Source organism: Bacillus pacificus (genome assembly GCF_020861345.1).
GTDB lineage: Bacteria > Bacillota > Bacilli > Bacillales > Bacillaceae_G > Bacillus_A > Bacillus_A pacificus.
In genome coordinates, this window is the sequence record NZ_CP086328.1 from 1607810 (window position 1) to 1626324 (window position 18515).

Here is an 18515-nt window from a genome sequence, read left to right on the forward strand (position 1 = left end):
TAAGGTGCGTTGAATGATATGCAGAAAACAAATGCAGTACCAGTAACCATATTATGTATAGCACCCATACTCATCTTATTTACAGTTATACTTTCTATTTTGTATGGGGCGAAAAGTATTGATGCTGAAACGGTGTGGAACGCGTTATTTCATTTTGATTCAAGTGATGTAAATCATAATATCATTATTACTTCACGTTTACCAAGGGTAGTTGCAGCTCTTTTAGTTGGAGCATTTCTAGCCATATCAGGAGCACTTATGCAGGGGATGACAAGAAACTATCTTGCATCCCCTTCTATTATGGGTGTGACGGATGGGGCAGCTTTTGTTATTACACTTTGTATGATTTTTCTTCCAGGAATGTCATCGATTGGTATGGTTGTATGTTCAATGATTGGTTCTGCATTAGGAGCCGGTATCGTATTTGGTTTTGGTTCACTCCTTCAAAATGGCTTATCGCCAGTTAGGTTGGCAATTATCGGAACGGTTATTGGAACATTTTTAAGTAGTGTATCGGCCGCGATGGCTTCATATTTCCAAATTTCTCAAAATGTTAGTTTTTGGTTTAATGCAAAGTTAGATCAAGTTGATCCTAATATAATTAAAATCACAATACCTTTTGGGGTAATTGGAATAGTTTTAGCACTGTTAATATCAAAATCTATTACGATTCTTTCTTTAGGAGAAGAAGTTTCTATTAACCTAGGGCAGCGTACAAAACTAGTTAAAGCAATGGCTATTTTATCAGTAATCTTTTTAACAGGAACAGCAGTTGCTTTAGTGGGGAAAGTAGGTTTTGTAGGTTTAATTATTCCGCACATTACTCGCTTTATAATTGGAGTAGATTATAAGTGGATTTTACCATGTGCAGGCGTTATTGGCGGCGTTTTTCTAGCGTTATGTGACGTTTTAAGTAGATTTGTAAATTATCCATTTGAAACGCCGATTGGAGTCGTAACATCTTTAATTGGAATTCCTTTCTTCCTGTATTTAATCCGGACAAGAGGAGGAGAGAGACATGCTTAAAAGCTCAAATCAACGTTTCGGAATGACGATGGGGATACTTATATTTTTAATACTATGTGCTATTTATATTAGTTTAACGAATGGTACGTTTGATATTACGATTACAGATGTATTTAAAACACTCTTTAGAATAGATCCAGTACCAGACCATGATTTAGTTATTTTTGAGTTCCGTCTCCCGCGCATCATAATTGCTGGATTAGTAGGATTAGGTCTCGGTGTTGCAGGTGCTGTTATTCAAGGGATTACGAGAAATGGATTGGCAGACCCAGGTATTTTAGGAGTTAATGCCGGAGCAGGAACAGCAATCGTCATTTTTATGTTTTTCTTCCAAGGACAATTAAAAAGCACAGACTGGGTTTCTATTATGATGATGCCAATGTTTGGTTTAGTAGGTGGATTAGGTGCAGCTATCATCATTTATCTGTTTTCTTGGAAAAACGGTAAGTTAGATTCGCAGCGACTTTTATTAACAGGGATTGCAATTGGATCAGGATTCGGGGCATTTTCTATGTATTTATCACTCAAAATGAAATCAACTGATTTTGAAATGGCTGCAGTATGGGTGTCCGGAAGTATATATAGTGCAAACTGGAAGTACATTATTGCCATGTTGCCGTGGCTTATCATATTAATTCCTCTCATACAAAAGAAAGCTTATTTATTAGATTTATTTCAGTTGGAAGAAACGAGTATTACAAGTTTAGGGGTTTCAGTAGAAAGAGAGAAATCTATTTTACTATTAAGTAGTATCGGACTTGTGAGCGCTTGTGTTGCAGTTTCAGGAAGTATCGGTTTCATTGGACTAATGGCACCACATATAGCGAAAAGACTTGTCGGTATTCAGCATAAGCATATCATTCCTACGTGCGGAGTAATCGGAATGTTTCTTGTAATTGCTTCAGACTTTATTGCAAAAACAGTTTTCACACCTGTAGAGTTACCAGTTGGAATCGTTATTTCTATTGTCGGTGTACCGTATTTCTTATATTTACTTTATAAGGCGAAAGCGTAAGAGGAGGAATAAAAGTGAGTATTTTAAGTGCAAAAAATTTAGAAACGAGTTATGAAAAGCTTACAGTGTTTCGCGATTTAAATGTGGAAATACAAGAAGGAAAAGTAACGACAATTATAGGGCCAAACGGGTGCGGTAAATCAACATTGTTAAAAACAATGGGAAGAATTTTAAAGCAAAAGAGTGGTAAAGTATATTTGCAAGGGCAAGATCTAAATACAATTCCAACGAAAGAAATTGCGAAGCAGTTAGCTTTACTTCCGCAAACTCCAATTGCGCCAGGAGAGCTTAAAGTAGAAGAATTAATTTCTTATGGACGTTATCCACATCGAAATAATGTAAATAAGTTAACTTCAAAAGATAAAGAAATGATTGACTGGGCATTAGATATAACGAAAACTTCTGCATTTCGAACGAGACAAATTGCAAATTTATCAGGTGGTCAACGACAAAAGGTATGGCTAGCAATGGCTTTAGCACAAGAGACAGAAGTGTTGCTACTAGATGAACCAACTACATATCTTGATATGTCTCATCAATTAGATGTATTACAAATTGTGGAGAAGTTAAATAAAGAACATAATTGTACGGTCGTTATGGTACTACATGATATTAACCATGCAGCAAGGTTTTCAGATGAAATTATTGCAATGAAGGAAGGGGAAATTATTACAACTGGTAGTCCAGAAGAGATTATTACAAATGAAGTATTAAAAGAAGTATTTCATATTGATGCGCGTGTCATGATCGATCCGTATAACGGGGCTCCTGTTTGCTTCGGTTATGATAGCGTTGTATCTCAAGAAGAAAAAGTAGAAATATATGTAACAAGTTAAAAGGGGGGATATAGGGTGAATACTGCTATTGAAAAACAGCAGATTAAAACATCTAATACAGAACAGTGGAACATGTATTCAAAATTAGAAGGTAACGAGTATCAAATTTATATTTCAAAGCCGAGGCAGCCAGCACCCGAGTCAGGGTATCCTGTTATATACGTATTAGACGGCAATGCCTTTTTTCAAACATTCCATGAAGCTGTTAAAATACAATCAGTTAGAGCAGAAAAAACAGGTGTTTTACCAGCCATTATAGTAGGTATTGGTTATCCGATTGAAGGGGCATTTTCAGGTGAAGAAAGATGCTATGATTTTACGCCTAGCGTAATTTCAAATGATGCACCTTTAAAGCCAGACGGTAAACCGTGGCCTAAAACAGGAGGAGCACATCATTTTTTTACTTTTATTGAAGAAGAATTAAAGCCGCAAATTGAAAAGAATTTTGAAATTGATAAAGGAAAGCAAACACTATTTGGGCATTCTTTAGGTGGTCTATTTGCTTTACATATATTATTTACAAATCTAAATGCTTTTCAAAATTATTTTATAAGTAGCCCGTCGATTTGGTGGAATAACCAATCTGTGCTTGAAAAAGAAGAGAATCTTATAAGTGAATTAAACAATGCAAAGGTTAAAACAGGAGTATTTCTTACAGTGGGTTCACTAGAACGAGAGCATATGGTTGTAGGGGCAAAGGAATTATCAGAGCGCCTTTTCCAAGTGAAACACGATCAGTTTAGATTTACGTTTTATGAAGCTGAAGGGGAGAATCACGCGTCTGTTGTGCCGACTTCTTTAAGTAAAGGATTGAGGTTTGTTAGTCACATATAGAAGAGGGAAAAGGTAAGCGATTGCTTACCTTTTTTTCATTATTGTTTAAAAGCAACGTATCCATCAATTAAAAAGCTAGTGAGAAAGCGAGTAATTTAATATAAACGAGAAACATTCAAATGAATATTTGAATGTTTCTCGTTTATAAGGTATACTACATACATAATCAAATATATATTTGAACAAGAGGTGTTACATATGAAGGAAGAACATTGTGAACTTTGTTATCATGATGAGCAAAAAGTAAAACATGCAAGTGATATGCTAGAGAAAGAAAATATAAGTAGTGTAGCAAAAATGTTTAAGGCACTTGCAGATGAAACACGTTTAAAAATTGCTTATGCGTTGTATACAGAAAAGGAACTTTGCGTACGCGATGTCGCAAGTATTATTCATAGTAGTATTGCAACAGCATCACACCACTTAAGACTATTACAAACGATAGGATTAGCGAAAAAGCGTAAAGAGGGGAAACTTGTTTTTTATTCATTAGATGACTCCCACGTAAATGGATTAATTGAATTAGCGTTTAGTCATAGTAGTGAAATAAGCAAAAAAGAACTAAATATGTAACAATGCATTTTCATAAAGATACTTCTTTATGAAAATGCAACTTTCAAGGGAGAGGGGATAATAAGTATGGTAAAGTTAGTTTTAATACGACATGGACAAAGTGAATGGAATGTTGAAAATCGGTTTACAGGTTGGACGGATGTTGATTTATCTAGTAAAGGTTTGGAAGAAGCAAGAGAAGCCGGAGTAATGCTGAAAGCTAGTGGTTTCTCATTTGATATCGCATATACATCTGTTTTGAGAAGAGCGATGCGTACTTTATGGATTACTCTCGAAGAAATGGATTTGATGTGGATACCTGTTTATAAAACATGGAAATTAAATGAGCGACATTACGGTGCACTTCAAGGGTTAAATAAGGAAGAGACAGCAAGAAAATATGGCGATGAACAAGTAACCTTATGGAGACGTTCAACAAATGTACGCCCACCAGCACTTACAAAAGATGATGAAAGATATGAAGCAGCACATCCGAAATATAGAGATATAAAAGATTATGAGTTCCCTCTTACAGAAGACCTAGAAGATACAGAGAAACGAGTTGTTTCATATTGGAATGAAGAGATAGCTCCTAACGTAAAAGCTGGTAAACAAGTAATTATTGCAGCCCATGGAAATACAATACGTGCTTTAGTAAAACATTTAGATCAAATTTCAGATAAAGATATAGAAAATGTAAACATTCCAACAGGAACACCATTAGTTTATGAATTGGATAACGATTTAAAACCGATAGGCCATTATTATTTAAATAGGGAAATAGAAACTTTAGAAGAAAAACAGGTGTGAAATAAACGATTTATAATACCCTACCTATGTATTGTATATTAACAATGGGGGTGATTAATAGTGTTACATTATACGGTCGTAAATAAAAAGAATTGTAAGTCATGTGGATTATGTACTTCTATAGCACCTGATATATATCAATTAGACGGAAGGGGGAAATCATTTGGTGTATTAGATAACAATCAAGGAATAGTGGGTATACCAAAAATTTTCTTGCAAGCAATGTTGGCGGCAAGTGACGGCTGCCCAACAAGTTCAATTCAGGTCAAAAAAGAGCCATTTATCCCACTTTAATGGGCAGTAAGACCCCCACTAATTGAAGTTTCACTTTATAAAGAAAGTAAAAATTTAATAGAGGAATTATGAAAGACAAAATTAAAAGGAGGCATTTATATGGGACATCATCACGGTCACCAACATCATGGACATGCTCATGGGCATTCACATGGACATCATCATTTTGAGGAAAGCAGGAAAGGAAATAGAAAAGGATTAATTACAGCTTTAGTAATTACAGCAACTATTATGTTCCTTGAATTTTTCGGGGGACTAGTCACAAATAGTTTGGCCTTATTATCTGATTCAGGCCATATGTTAAGTGATACAAGTTCATTATTATTAAGTTTAATTGCTATTGGATTGGCAGCTAGAACAGTTACTTCTAAAAAAACGTATGGATATTATCGTTTTGAGATTTTAGCAGCATTAATTAATGGAGTTACGTTATTTGTTGTAGCGGGGCTTATCGTATGGGAAGCAGTTGGTCGTTTTTTTGAACCACCAACTGTTGCAAGTGGTCCAATGATGTTAATCGCATCAATTGGTTTACTAGCAAATTTAATTAGTGCCTGGGCACTTATGAGACAAGGTGATGTGAAAAATAATGTGAATTTACGTAGCGCGTATTTACATGTTCTTGGAGATGCTTTAGGATCAGTGGGAGCGTTAGTAGCTGGTGTACTTATGTCATTATTCTCATGGTATATTGCAGATCCAATTATTTCAGTAGTTGTTGCTTTATTAATTTTAAAGAGCGCGTGGGGAGTAACAAAACATTCCATTCATATACTTATGGAGGGTACACCCGTTGCAATTGAACTAGAGAAAGTAAAACAAGCGATTAAAGGAGTAAAAGGTGTACGTGATTTACATGATCTTCATATTTGGACAATTACATCTGGATTAGATGCATTAAGCGTCCATGTAATGATTGATAAAAAACAGGATGATCAAGAAGTACTTCAAAATATTATTGATACGTTAAAACAAGAGTTTCATATTGAACATGCTACCATTCAAATTGAAACACTTACTATTAAACATAATGAAATGATCGTCTAATTAAATGTAAGCAAAAGGCTATGGGGAAATTCTCCATAGCCTTTTGTTTGCGTAAGTAGAATTGTCCTTTTTGAAAGTTTTGTTTCAATTTTTCGTCTAAAGAGACAAAAAGTTGTCACAATTCGTTCACAATTAGCATAAACATAAAATAGACGAAATGAACTTATTTCCGAAAAGGCTTGGTTCATTCCAATTATGATTCGTAGAGCTGAAAAAGCACGGATGAAAAGTTCACTATATTCTCAAGGAGGTAGATCGTATGAAAACTATTCTTGCTATTGCTGGGCTTATTTGGGTTTTATCACATGGCATTCCAATTTATGAAGGAGAACAAATTCGCAGTGCTCTGAATAAAAATTTTAATGAATATCATATTATTGATCGGCAAGATAACGTTGTGACTGTTCGTGTAAATGACTGTTTTCATACGGTAACCGTTGAAGGAACTTCAGTAGTGAATGATACAAAAGTATGTGATCAGCAATAATTATATATAGGAAGAAAAAGTCTCAATTTACATGTGTGAAGATTGAGGCTTTTATATTTGGGAATGAATAATAAGCGGGGATGGAAAATCCCCGCTTATTATTGTTTTTTGAAAAAAGGAAAGGGTATAATGAAAATTGAGACTGAGAAGCTAACAATGTATTAAAAATAATCATAAAGTGGAAATATACTCATATGGGGTATCATGCATAGATATTTAATGCTATAATTGGTATACTCGTAAAAGTAATTGTTTTATTGGATGAAGAGAAACTTTAAGAAGGTGATAATATGGGGCATAAAGAGCATGAAGCAGTAACACATAGATCAGAAAAAGAAAAAGAGCAAATTATAAATAGATTAAAGAGAATTGAAGGGCAAGTTCGGGGTATTCAAAATATGATTGAAAACGATCGGTATTGCGTGGATATTTTAGTGCAAATTTCAGCGATTAATGCAGCAATGAAAAAAGTAGGAATGGGTGTATTAAAAAACCATACAAGTCATTGTGTTTCAGGTGCAATTAAAGATGGTAATGGTGACGAAGCAATTGAAGAATTAATGACAGTATTTGAACGTTTTTCAAAAGCGTAAAAACAAGCTAGTACGTAACTGGCTTGTTTTTTGTTTACTTTCATATAAGGTTTCGGGGTATTGATGTGAAAAAGTGTATGTAAAATAAACTTTTAGAAAATAATTGAAAAATCATGATACAAAACTATTGATTACCTTAGGGGGGTATGGTAATATGTAATTGTGATTAACAAACAATAAAGAAACAAGAGGAGGATTTTAAATGGAACAGTTAACATTACAAGTTGAAGGTATGTCTTGTGGACATTGTGTAAATGCTATTGAAAGTAGTGTGAAAGAACTAGATGGCGTTGATCAAGTAAAAGTTCAATTAGCAGAAGGAACTGTTGAAGTTACTATCGACTCGTCAGTTGTAACATTAAAAGATATCATTGCTGTAATTGAAGATCAAGGATACGATGTTCAATAATTATTTTTAGATATGGAAATAAATCGTACTTTCTATAAAGTACGATTTATTTTGCTAATAATTATACCTCATAAGGGTATATAGAGGTGAGAGACATGAATGAACAAAAAGAGGCCAATCTTCAAATATCAGGAATGACATGTGCCGCATGTGCAAATAGAATTGAAAAAGGCCTAAAAAAAGTAGAAGGTGTTCATGATGCAAATGTAAATTTTGCACTTGAAAAAACAAAAATAATGTATGATCCCCAAAAAACAAATCCGCAACAATTTAAGGAAAAAGTTGAATCGTTAGGATATGGAATTGTAAGTGATAAAGCTGAATTTACTGTTTCAGGAATGACATGCGCAGCATGTGCGAATAGAGTAGAAAAGCGTTTAAATAAGTTAGAAGGCGTGAACGAAGCGACAGTAAATTTCGCTTTGGAATCGGCTACAGTAGATTTTAATCCTGATGAAATTAATGTAAATGAAATGAAGAGTGCAATTACGAAATTAGGATATAAATTGGAATTGAAATCAGATGAGCAAGATGGATCAACTGATCATCGCTTACAAGAAATTGAGCGACAAAAGAAGAAGTTTATCGTTTCGTTTATTTTATCATTCCCGTTACTGTGGGCAATGGTAAGTCACTTCTCATTTACATCGTTTATTTATTTACCTGATATGCTTATGAACCCTTGGGTGCAGATGGCTCTTGCAACGCCAGTTCAATTTATCATTGGTGGACAGTTTTATGTTGGAGCTTATAAAGCGTTACGTAATAAAAGTGCTAACATGGATGTTCTTGTGGCACTTGGAACGTCGGCTGCCTATTTCTATAGTGTATATTTAAGCATTCAATCTATCGGTTCTTCGGAGCATATGACAGATTTATATTTTGAAACGAGCGCGGTACTTATTACACTAATTATTTTAGGTAAATTATTTGAAGCGAAAGCAAAGGGACGTTCATCAGAGGCAATTAAAAAGTTGATGGGTTTACAAGCAAAGACAGCTACAGTTGTGCGAGATGGAACAGAAATGAAAATTTTAATCGAAGAAGTAGTAGCTGGTGATATCGTTTATGTAAAGCCTGGTGAAAAAATTCCAGTAGATGGTGAGATTGTAGAAGGAAAGTCAGCAATAGATGAATCGATGTTAACAGGTGAAAGTATTCCAGTTGATAAAACAATTGGGGATGTAGTAATCGGTTCTACAATGAATAAAAATGGATTTTTAAAAGTGAAAGCAACTAAGGTAGGAAGAGATACTGCATTAGCTCAAATTATTAAAGTAGTAGAAGAGGCACAAGGTTCAAAAGCTCCTATTCAAAGGGTAGCTGATCAAATTTCTGGTATTTTTGTACCAGTTGTAGTTGGAATCGCGATTATTACATTTGCAGTGTGGATGATCTTTGTTACACCAGGTGATTTTGGCGGAGCACTTGAGAAAATGATAGCAGTACTTGTTATCGCTTGTCCATGTGCATTAGGTCTTGCAACGCCTACATCTATTATGGCTGGATCAGGAAGATCAGCTGAGTATGGTATTTTATTTAAGGGCGGAGAGCATTTAGAAGCAACGCATCGATTAGATACAGTTATTCTAGATAAAACAGGTACTGTGACAAACGGGAAGCCTGTGTTAACAGATGTAATTGTAGCAGATGGATTCCATGAAGAAGAAATACTACGTTTAGTAGGTGCGGCAGAAAAGAATTCTGAACACCCACTTGCAGAAGCGATTGTAGATGGAATTAAAGAAAAGAAAATTGATATTCCAAGTTCAGAAACATTTGAAGCGATTCCTGGATTTGGTATTGAATCAGTCGTAGAAGGAAAACAATTATTAATTGGTACACGCCGATTAATGAAGAAATTCAATATTGATATTGAAGAAGTTTCTAAATCAATGGAAGAGTTAGAACGAGAAGGAAAAACAGCAATGCTTATTGCGATCAATAAAGAATATGCTGGTATAGTTGCCGTTGCAGATACTGTAAAAGATACGTCAAAAGCAGCTATCGCAAGACTTAAGAAAATGGGTCTAGACGTTGTTATGATTACAGGAGATAATACACAAACTGCTCAGGCAATCGCTAAGCAAGTAGGTATTGATCACGTAATTGCAGAAGTATTACCAGAAGGAAAAGCAGAAGAAGTGAAACAACTTCAAGCGCAAGGTAAAAAAGTAGCAATGGTTGGAGATGGAATAAATGATGCTCCAGCACTTGCAACGGCGGATATCGGTATGGCGATTGGAACAGGAACGGATGTAGCGATGGAAGCGGCAGATATTACGTTAATCCGTGGTGATTTAAATAGTATTGCTGATGCAATCTTTATGAGTAAGGTGACGATAAGAAATATTAAGCAAAACTTATTCTGGGCACTAGCTTATAATGGCTTAGGAATCCCGATTGCAGCGCTTGGCTTCTTAGCGCCTTGGGTTGCAGGAGCAGCGATGGCATTTAGTTCTGTATCGGTCGTATTAAATGCATTACGATTGCAAAGAGTGAAGTTAAAATAAAGGCTTTATGTGCATAAAGGAACAAAAGAAACAGCATAATGGTCAGATTTTTATTAATTATGTAATGAAAAAAATAGCCCTCTCGTAAACGAGAAGGCTATTTTTCATTATTTTACAGCTTCTTTTAGTTCTTTACCAGCTTTGAAAGCAGGTACTTTAGAAGCTGCGATTTGCATTTCTTCACCAGTTTGTGGGTTACGGCCTGTACGAGCAGCTCTTTCGCGAACTTCGAATGTACCGAATCCGATAAGTTGTACTTTTTCACCAGCAGCTAGAGTGTTAGTGATTGATTCTACTACAGTTTGTACAACTACAGTAGCTTCTTTTTGAGAAATCTCAGCATTTTGTGCTACGTTTTTAATTAATTCTGTTTTGTTCATGTTTTTCACCTCATATGTAAATAATGCTATTTAAGTTGTTATTATAACGTATAAAACATTCGAGAACAAGTGTACGCACATATATTCGTAAAAAAAATGAAATTTGTAATATTTTTTAGATACGTCTATATAGACGGTTCATTTAAGCGGATACAGATTTTTTCTTTAATTCGGTTTGCTCTTTATTGGAAGGTAGTTTCTTATTATAAGATATGAAATAAGGTAATGCCACAAATAACATACCTCCCACTAAGTTTCCGAAGAAAACAAAAATGAAGTTTGGAAAATATTCAATCCATGTTAAATGACCAGCAAAAATTGCAGCTGGGATGACAAACATATTGGCTACAACGTGTTGAAATCCAATTGCAACAAAAGTCATAACTGGGAACCAAATGCCGATAATCTTTCCGATAAATTCTTTACTTCCCATACTAAGCCAAACAGCTAAACAAACGAGCCAATTACATCCGATGGCAGAAATGAAGGCTTGTAGTGGTGTATCTTGTAGTTTAGCTTGCGCAATAGAAACTGTTTTTGCTAAAAAAGCTCCCTCTGTTAATCCGACGACATGACCGAAAAAATAAGCAACGAATACAGCACCTATGAAGTTGCTAAACGTAACAATAACTAAATTTCGAATGAAGTGAAATAAGTCGATTTTTTTATGAAGCCACGCCATTGAAACGGTCATCATATTGCCAGTTACTAACTCACCGCCTGCAAGAATAACGAGTATAAGACCGATAGGGAATACAGCGGCACCTAGAAAACTAGTAAATGATCCCCAAGCTTTTGGCATTGTTCCAATAACATGAATATCGAGTAAATACCCTAATGCTATGAAAGCACCGCCAAAAAAACCGAGAATTAGCATAGGGAGTAATGATAAATGAGCTTTTTTTCTTCCGGAATTAGCAGCAAGTTCCGTGATTTCTTCTGGTGTAAATACAGACATGAATAATCTCTCCTTAATAAAATGATAAAAGAATAAATGGAACATTTTTAAGAATCTATGTATTATAAAAACATGTTATGACTTCTGTATAAATTTGTCAAAGTGAGCAGGGCTGGAATTGAATATAACTAACATTGTTCGTGTTGTCACATGAATGTAACAATAAGGTTTTAAAGTACTTCTAGAGGTGAGAACATGAATACGTATCACGTAAAAGAAGAACAAAAAAAATCAATCGTCAAGATATCTATAATCAGTTTCGTAAGTGTAGTAATGATTTCTATAAGTTTGTATTTCTATGCGACAGAAATAGAACGAAAACTAGTAACAGTTACGTGGAATGAAATAGAAGCTTCTACAATTCCTAAAGAGTTTCATAATAAAAAAATATTACAGTTCTCAGATGTACATTTAGGACCAGAATTCACACTGAAACAATTAGAAAATTTGGTGGAGAAGATGAATGCATTAAGTCCAGATGTAGTAGTTTTCACAGGGGATTTAATAGATAAGTTTGGATCGTACAAAGCCGAAAGAGAAGAAGCGAAAGGGATTTTACAAAAAATACATGCGCCCTTAGGGAAATATGCAGTGTTTGGGAATCATGATAGGGGCGGCGGAGGTAGTTTATTTTATAAAAAATATATGGAGGAAGCTGGTTTCGCTGTGTTAGTCAATGAAGTGCAGAAAATTAAAGCGGAAAACGGCAAATATATTACAATATCAGGTTTGGATGATTTTTTATTAGGTAAGCCGCAAATAGACTCGACTTTAAAACATGTAAGGCAACAAGATTTCAATATGTTATTAGTACATGAGCCGGATGTTGTAGACAAAATAGTACGTTACCCAGTTGATTTTCAAATGTCAGGCCATAGTCACGGAGGACAAGTTCAAATCCCTTTTATCGGTCCATTCATTACGACAAAACTAGCTGAGAGTCATGTTGAAGGTATGTATGAATTAGAAGGAAAGAATAAGCCATTACATTTATACGTAAATCGTGGGATTGGGACAACTCGAATGCCTGTTAGATTTTTGAGTGTACCTGAACTTTCAGTATTTGTATTGAAGCAAAATAGTAACTAATGTATTCAATTCCACATCATCATTCTTAATTTGATTTTGATGAACGAGCGATGTTAATTGATGGTAAATAAAAAACAACAATAGGTCATATAAAACCTATTGTTGTTTTTTATTATTTTTGCAAGGAAATCGCATCAAAATATGTTCTATAGTTATTAGAGAATTCAAAGTTGTTTTTTGCATCCCAATTAATAGACCAAGACATTAGGCCGCGGAATGCAGGATAGCCACTCTCATTTGAAAGTTTATACTTTCCTCCGAAAGGAATTCCCTTAATGATATAATCTAAAGCTTTTTTCATTTCAGTTGGAGAAATATACCCACCACTTGGAGCGGCCGCTGGTGCTGCAGGAAGTCCAATCATGACTTGATCCGAACGAAGAGCTGGGAACATGTTATTTGCATTACCACCTACAGGAAAACCATGTAAGAGCATATCTGCCATAGCGACCTCGTAGTCTGCAGTACCTTGATTGTAGTTATTACCGTCCATTCCAATGCCACTGCCAGCGTTGTAGTGTTGAACGTGAATGTATGTTAGTTTATCTTTCACTCCGTAAATAATCGGTAAATATGCGCCCCAGATGCTTCCGTATGCGCTATAACCGCCTTGAACATAAGCTGTTTCAGGAGCCATGCTTAATAGAAAGTCGGGACCGTAATGATCTGAGATTGTTCGAATAGCCGAAATAAGATTTACGATTTGAGGAGTAGTTGGGTTTTTGAAATTAGTGTCATTACCGTTTAAGTAAATGCCTGATTCAAGGTCAATATCTATTCCATTAAAACCGTATTTATCGATTAGAGATTGTATGGAATTAATGAAACGTTGCTTAGCAGCATTGTCAGGAAGTAAAACGACCCCATTTTGTCCACCTATTGAAAGAACTACTTTCTTTCCTTTACTTTTTAAATAAGAAATATCTGATTTGAATTCTGCATCTGTACCATACACAGGAGAAAATTCAACAGTAGAACGATCACCACCAGTTTCCCCAAAAGATACATTGATTACATCCCATTTTGGTGAAACGTCTCTTAATTTAATAATGCCAGTACCGTTATCAAAGTTATGCCAGTATCCAACGAGTAGTTTTGATCCTAAATTGTTTGCTGCTTGTGCTTGAAAGGGGGATAGTGGTAACAGTAAAAAAATTACTAACGTACAACAAATGAATTTGAACTTGTTTAACATATCAACACTCCTATACAAAAAGTTGTCTAGATGTATAATCTTGTTTATTTGATAATATCTGAAAATTCATTCTTTTGTAAGGTAACTATAATTTTCTCAACAATTGTATATGGGAAATTGTTAAACTTAATGAAATAATTTTTATAGGAGCTTGCATTATAATTGTTAAATTCAGAATATTTTGATATATTTTAAAGTGTAGGCCAAGGTTTTTCACATAATACTCTTACATAAAGTTGAACCAATCGGGCATTTACGGGGAGTAGATTCCCACCTAACTTCTTTGCTTCCCCTGAATTTTGAGGTGGGGGTCTTACTGCCCGGTAATGCGGGGCAAATTTCAAAATTACGTTTGAAAGGGGATGTACAAGAGTTGGAAAAAAATCTTAAGAAAGACCTCAAAATACGCCATATTACAATGATTTCAATTGGTGGCGTAATAGGAGCTGGTTTGTTTGTTGGAAGTGGGGCGGTTGTACATTCAGCCGGACCAGGTTCTATCATTTCATATGCATTAGCAGGACTTCTAGTTATTTTCGTTATGAGAATGCTTGGAGAAATGGCAGCTATTAACCCGACAAGTGGGTCATTTGCAACATATGCAAGAGAAGCAATTGGTCCATGGGCCGGTTATACAATTGGGTGGCTATATTGGTTTTTCTGGGTAATTGTTATTGCAATAGAAGCCACAGCAGGTGCTGGTATTATTCAATACTGGATTCCAGAAATTCCACTTTGGTTATTAAGCCTAATATTAACGATTTTATTAACATTGACGAATGTTTTTTCGGTGAAATCATTTGGAGAGTTTGAATATTGGTTTTCTTTTATTAAAGTAATAAGTATCGTTTTGTTCCTTTGTCTTGGACTAGCTGTTATTTTAGGATTTGTACCAGGAACGGAAGCACCTGGCACTTCGAATTTAGTAGGACAAGGAGGATTTATGCCAAACGGTATAAGTTCGGTGCTACTTGGAATTACTGTCGTTATATTTTCATTTATGGGATCTGAGATTGTTGCAGTAGCTGCTGGAGAATCTGCTGAACCTGTAAAAGCAGTAAAAACAGCAACAAATAGTGTAATTTGGCGTATTCTCGTATTTTTCATTGGATCGATTGCTGTAGTTGTTACACTTCTTCCATGGAATTCAGCGAACATACTAAAAAGTCCGTTTGTAGCGGTACTGGAACATATAGGGATACCAGCGGCAGCACAAATTATGAATTTTATCGTTTTAACAGCTGTACTTTCTTGTTTAAATTCTGGTTTATATACGAACTCAAGAATGCTTTTTTCGATGGCAGAAAGAGGAGATGCTCCAAAGGCGTTTTTGAAATTGAACAATAGTGGTGTTCCAGTTCGGGCAGTTTTATTCGGAACGTTCTTCGCTTATATTGGAGTTGTTTTTAGTTATATATCTCCAGATAAAGTCTTTTTATTTTTAGTGAATGCATCTGGCGGGATTGCGTTGCTCGTTTATCTCGTTATAGCTGTTTCGCATTTAAAGATCCGTAAAAAAATGGGGAAAGTAGAACAACAAAATTTGAAAGTGAAAATGTGGTTTTTCCCGTATGTAACGTATGTTACAATTGCCGCTATTATAGCAGTTTTAGTTGCGATGCTTGCAATTGAATCTTTACGTTCACAAGCACTTTTGACGATGCTTGTTACTGTTCTTATAATACTTTCTTATTTTATTTTTAATAGAAATAAAAATAGTACAGTATCGAATACTACAAGTAAGAATGAGGAATCTGTTCGATTCTAATTTCTTGTTTTCGAAGAGATTTACACCCAATCATTGCTATAAAAGAATCATATATAATCATAGAAATGAGTAATTACTATTGTCATAGTGAATATAAACTTTTTTCTTGACTTTTTATACGAAGGCGAGCAGAATGGTAAAAAAGGAAGGGGGGATGACGATGGAAGATTACGTATTAGAGCTGTATAACCTGCTATATACGACAGAATGGCAAGATATTGTTTCGTTTCTAGGAATCGTATTTTGTATGAAAATAGTAATTGTATATATGGAAGAGCAAGGTATGTTCTATTCCTTCTCATCCCCGTTCGATATGCAACGCGAGCCGTTGCTAAACTATGCCAATGTGAATTACGAACAATTTCCTTTTGTTATTTTCTTTATGATTCGATTTATTACAGCAATTGTAAAGAAAAAGGAAAGTGACGATGAAGAGTGCCACTCAACTTGTAATATAGCGAATGTTTTTTAAGCTAAATACAAGGAGGAGATTTATATGTGGTTTCGATTTCTTATGATTGGTTTCTTTTCATTAACAGCAATTTCTTTAATGGGATACCAAGTGTCTGAAATTTTTCAAGCATATAGCGATACATTTTTTAACAAAAACTAATCGCATTGCTATTTGAATAATAAAGCGATAAAATCCTTCTTAAGAAGTTTTATTAAGAAGGGTTTTTTTCTTTGTTTTGTCTTGCTGTGTCAAACTATTGTCACATTTACACTGTGAATAGTATGTTAAAATAGTGAGGTTACGTATACATATTTGAAGGAAGAGGGAGTGACCATTTTGGTGGATCAATCAACAAATCAGAAAAGCTATGCTCCTATTGTGATAACGCTTTCTGTAATTGTAAATGCGATTATTTTATTTTTGTTCTTTGGACCTGTTGGCTATGAAGGAGAAGTACATTTTGATGTAACGATTTTACCAATGTTAAACGCAATTTTTAATAGCTTTACGTTCGTATTCTTATTAGCAGCGCTATACTCTATTATTAAGAAGAATGTGAAAATGCACCGTGGTTTCATCCTGGCAGCATTTACGACGACGTTGCTATTTTGTGTTTCTTATTTATCGTATCATTACTTAGCGCCGGCAACACATTTTGGCGGAGAAGGGTTTATTAAATATGTGTATTTCATCATTTTAATTACACATATTATCCTGGCAGCAATTATTGTACCACTTGCATTGTTTGCACTTGTATTTGGTTTTACAAATCAATTAACACGTCATCGTAAAATTGTACGTTGGACGATGCCGATTTGGTTATATGTAAGTTTATCTGGTGTTATTGTTTACTTAATGATCTCACCTTATTATCAATAAAAAATCTCAGCCTATAGGCTGGGATTTTTTTGTTAGGCAAATATTTTTGTGAAATGAAAAAAATATGGTATACAAAAGTATAGTTACTTTTCATATAGAAGGGATGGTAAAGGGATATGCAAAATTTTGTATTTCGTAATCCAACGAAACTTATTTTCGGTAAAGGGCAATTAGAACAGTTGAAAACTGAAATTCCACAGTTTGGTAAAAAAGTTCTTCTCGTATACGGGGGAGGTAGTATTAAAAGAAACGGTATTTATGATAATGTAATTTCTATTTTAAAAGATATAAATGCAGAAGTGTTTGAATTGACAGGCGTTGAACCGAATCCACGTGTATCAACTGTAAAGAAAGGAATTCAAATTTGTAAAGATAACGGTGTTGAATTTATTTTAGCAGTTGGTGGAGGAAGTGTAATTGACTGTACGAAGGCAATTGCTGCTGGTAGTAAGTACGATGGAGATGTGTGGGATATTGTAACGAAAAAAGCTTTTGCTAGTGAGGCATTACCATTTGGTACTGTACTTACGCTTGCAGCAACAGGATCTGAAATGAATGCTGGTTCTGTCATTACAAACTGGGAAACGAATGAAAAATATGGCTGGGGTAGTCCAGTTACTTTCCCGCAATTTTCAATTTTAGATCCCGTTCATACTGCGTCTGTACCGAGGGATCAAACAATTTACGGTATGGTAGATATTATGTCGCACGTATTAGAGCAATATTTCCACCACGGAACAAATACAGAATTACAAGATCGTTATTGTGAGTCTGTTTTAAAAACAGTAATTGAAACTGCCCCTAAGCTTTTAAGTGATTTAGAAAGTTATGAGCATAGAGAAACTATTTTATACTGCGGTACTATGGCGCTAAACGGTATTTTAGCGATGGGAGTAAAAGGAGACTGGGCAACACACAATATTGAGCACGCAGTTTCTGCGGTTCATGATATACCACACGGAGGTGGCCTTGCGATTTTATTCCCGAACTGGATGAAGCATGTTGTAGATGAAAATGTAAGTCGTTTTAAACAATTCGCTATTCGTGTATTCGATGTAGAAACAGATGGAAAGACTGATCGAGAAATTGCGTTAGAAGGAATTGAGGCGTTACGTCAATTTTGGACTTCAATTGAGGCACCAGTAACGTTATCTGATTATGCTATTGGAGAAAATGAAATTGATGTAATGGCGGATAAAGCGATGGCTTATGGCGAATTTGGTAACTTTAAAAAATTAAATAAAGACGATGTTTTAAGCATATATAAAGCTTCCCTATAAGTGAAGCGAGTAAAGGAACCCATTTGATATAACAATCCAATGGGTTTCTTTTTTGTTGTTTATAACTGTTTGTGACTGATTTTGATTATTTGTGAA

20 protein-coding genes and 1 pseudogene are annotated in these 18515 nt (G+C 34.9%); 18 read left to right on the forward strand and 3 right to left on the reverse strand.

Going from position 1 to position 18515, the window contains the following annotated elements; all coding sequences use genetic code 11:
- Positions 1 to 18 precede the first annotated feature (18 nt).
- The 13 genes and pseudogenes from LMD38_RS08435 to LMD38_RS08495 all read left to right on the forward strand — a co-directional run.
- Positions 19 to 1026, forward strand: coding sequence for a FecCD family ABC transporter permease (locus tag LMD38_RS08435; protein WP_001173062.1), 1008 nt, complete (start codon positions 19 to 21; stop codon positions 1024 to 1026).
- Complete coding sequence (locus LMD38_RS08440; RefSeq protein ID WP_061183110.1) at positions 1019 to 2041, forward strand: FecCD family ABC transporter permease; 1023 nt, start codon at positions 1019 to 1021, stop codon at positions 2039 to 2041. Before LMD38_RS08435 ends, LMD38_RS08440 begins: the two co-directional genes overlap by 8 nt.
- Before the next feature lie 14 nt (positions 2042 to 2055).
- Positions 2056 to 2877 (forward strand): ABC transporter ATP-binding protein, encoded by an 822-nt coding sequence (locus tag LMD38_RS08445; protein ID WP_062822118.1) that lies wholly within the window; start codon positions 2056 to 2058, stop codon positions 2875 to 2877.
- 15 nt (positions 2878 to 2892) lie between these two features.
- Complete coding sequence (locus LMD38_RS08450) at positions 2893 to 3711, forward strand: alpha/beta hydrolase (protein WP_061183109.1); 819 nt, start codon at positions 2893 to 2895, stop codon at positions 3709 to 3711.
- 198 nt (positions 3712 to 3909) lie between these two features.
- A complete protein-coding gene (locus LMD38_RS08455) occupies positions 3910 to 4284 on the forward strand; it encodes an ArsR/SmtB family transcription factor (protein ID WP_000656811.1) in 375 nt (124 codons plus the stop codon).
- A 66-nt stretch (positions 4285 to 4350) separates the two neighbouring features.
- Positions 4351 to 5073 (forward strand): 2,3-diphosphoglycerate-dependent phosphoglycerate mutase, encoded by a 723-nt coding sequence (gpmA, locus tag LMD38_RS08460; RefSeq protein ID WP_000240143.1) that lies wholly within the window; start codon positions 4351 to 4353, stop codon positions 5071 to 5073.
- Between the two features lie 60 nt (positions 5074 to 5133).
- The gene (locus LMD38_RS08465) at positions 5134 to 5367 is read left to right on the forward strand and encodes a ferredoxin (protein ID WP_061183108.1); all 234 of its coding nucleotides are present in this window, start codon (positions 5134 to 5136) and stop codon (positions 5365 to 5367) included.
- Between the two features lie 99 nt (positions 5368 to 5466).
- Positions 5467 to 6414: a cation diffusion facilitator family transporter gene (locus tag LMD38_RS08470; RefSeq protein WP_062822116.1), complete on the forward strand. Its 948-nt coding sequence runs from the start codon at positions 5467 to 5469 to the stop codon at positions 6412 to 6414.
- A gap of 259 nt (positions 6415 to 6673) precedes the next feature.
- Positions 6674 to 6901 (forward strand): hypothetical protein, encoded by a 228-nt coding sequence (locus LMD38_RS08475; RefSeq protein WP_000849103.1) that lies wholly within the window; start codon positions 6674 to 6676, stop codon positions 6899 to 6901.
- A gap of 290 nt (positions 6902 to 7191) precedes the next feature.
- Positions 7192 to 7494 carry a metal-sensing transcriptional repressor gene (locus LMD38_RS08480; protein WP_000509876.1) on the forward strand — a complete coding sequence of 101 codons (303 nt, stop codon included), beginning with the start codon at positions 7192 to 7194 and terminating at the stop codon, positions 7492 to 7494.
- A 202-nt stretch (positions 7495 to 7696) separates the two neighbouring features.
- On the forward strand, positions 7697 to 7903 hold the full coding sequence (gene copZ / locus LMD38_RS08485; RefSeq protein ID WP_061183106.1) for a copper chaperone CopZ: 207 nt from the start codon (positions 7697 to 7699) through the stop codon (positions 7901 to 7903).
- 95 nt (positions 7904 to 7998) lie between these two features.
- Positions 7999 to 10416, forward strand: a complete 2418-nt coding sequence (locus LMD38_RS08490) for a heavy metal translocating P-type ATPase (protein ID WP_062822115.1) — start codon at positions 7999 to 8001, stop codon at positions 10414 to 10416.
- Positions 10412 to 10504 (forward strand): annotated as a pseudogene (locus tag LMD38_RS08495) (GNAT family N-acetyltransferase); the annotation flags it as partial. The gene LMD38_RS08490 and the pseudogene LMD38_RS08495, both read left to right, overlap by 5 nt.
- Before the next feature lie 19 nt (positions 10505 to 10523).
- Here the strand turns inward: LMD38_RS08495 and LMD38_RS08500 are convergent.
- Positions 10524 to 10796 carry an HU family DNA-binding protein gene (locus LMD38_RS08500; protein ID WP_001043904.1) on the reverse strand — a complete coding sequence of 91 codons (273 nt, stop codon included), beginning with the start codon at positions 10794 to 10796 and terminating at the stop codon, positions 10524 to 10526.
- A 142-nt stretch (positions 10797 to 10938) separates the two neighbouring features.
- The gene (locus tag LMD38_RS08505) at positions 10939 to 11754 is read right to left on the reverse strand and encodes a formate/nitrite transporter family protein (protein WP_000110523.1); all 816 of its coding nucleotides are present in this window, start codon (positions 11752 to 11754) and stop codon (positions 10939 to 10941) included.
- 195 nt (positions 11755 to 11949) lie between these two features.
- Here LMD38_RS08505 and LMD38_RS08510 point away from each other — a divergent pair, with 195 nt between their 5' ends.
- The gene (locus LMD38_RS08510; protein ID WP_061183104.1) at positions 11950 to 12843 is read left to right on the forward strand and encodes a metallophosphoesterase; all 894 of its coding nucleotides are present in this window, start codon (positions 11950 to 11952) and stop codon (positions 12841 to 12843) included.
- A gap of 112 nt (positions 12844 to 12955) precedes the next feature.
- Here the strand turns inward: LMD38_RS08510 and LMD38_RS08515 are convergent, their stop codons facing one another.
- Positions 12956 to 14038 carry a chitinase gene (locus tag LMD38_RS08515; RefSeq protein WP_062822114.1) on the reverse strand — a complete coding sequence of 361 codons (1083 nt, stop codon included), beginning with the start codon at positions 14036 to 14038 and terminating at the stop codon, positions 12956 to 12958.
- 373 nt (positions 14039 to 14411) lie between these two features.
- Here LMD38_RS08515 and gabP point away from each other — a divergent pair, with 373 nt between their 5' ends.
- The 4 genes from gabP to LMD38_RS08535 all read left to right on the forward strand — a co-directional run bounded on the left by gabP (position 14412) and on the right by LMD38_RS08535 (position 18419).
- Positions 14412 to 15806, forward strand: coding sequence for a GABA permease (gabP, locus tag LMD38_RS08520; RefSeq protein WP_016718271.1), 1395 nt, complete (start codon positions 14412 to 14414; stop codon positions 15804 to 15806).
- A gap of 133 nt (positions 15807 to 15939) precedes the next feature.
- Positions 15940 to 16278 (forward strand): hypothetical protein, encoded by a 339-nt coding sequence (locus LMD38_RS08525; RefSeq protein ID WP_116733334.1) that lies wholly within the window; start codon positions 15940 to 15942, stop codon positions 16276 to 16278.
- A 318-nt stretch (positions 16279 to 16596) separates the two neighbouring features.
- A complete protein-coding gene (locus LMD38_RS08530) occupies positions 16597 to 17139 on the forward strand; it encodes a DUF420 domain-containing protein (RefSeq protein ID WP_000228316.1) in 543 nt (180 codons plus the stop codon).
- A gap of 116 nt (positions 17140 to 17255) precedes the next feature.
- Positions 17256 to 18419 carry an iron-containing alcohol dehydrogenase gene (locus tag LMD38_RS08535; RefSeq protein WP_001179079.1) on the forward strand — a complete coding sequence of 388 codons (1164 nt, stop codon included), beginning with the start codon at positions 17256 to 17258 and terminating at the stop codon, positions 18417 to 18419.
- The last annotated feature ends 96 nt before the right edge of the window (positions 18420 to 18515 follow it).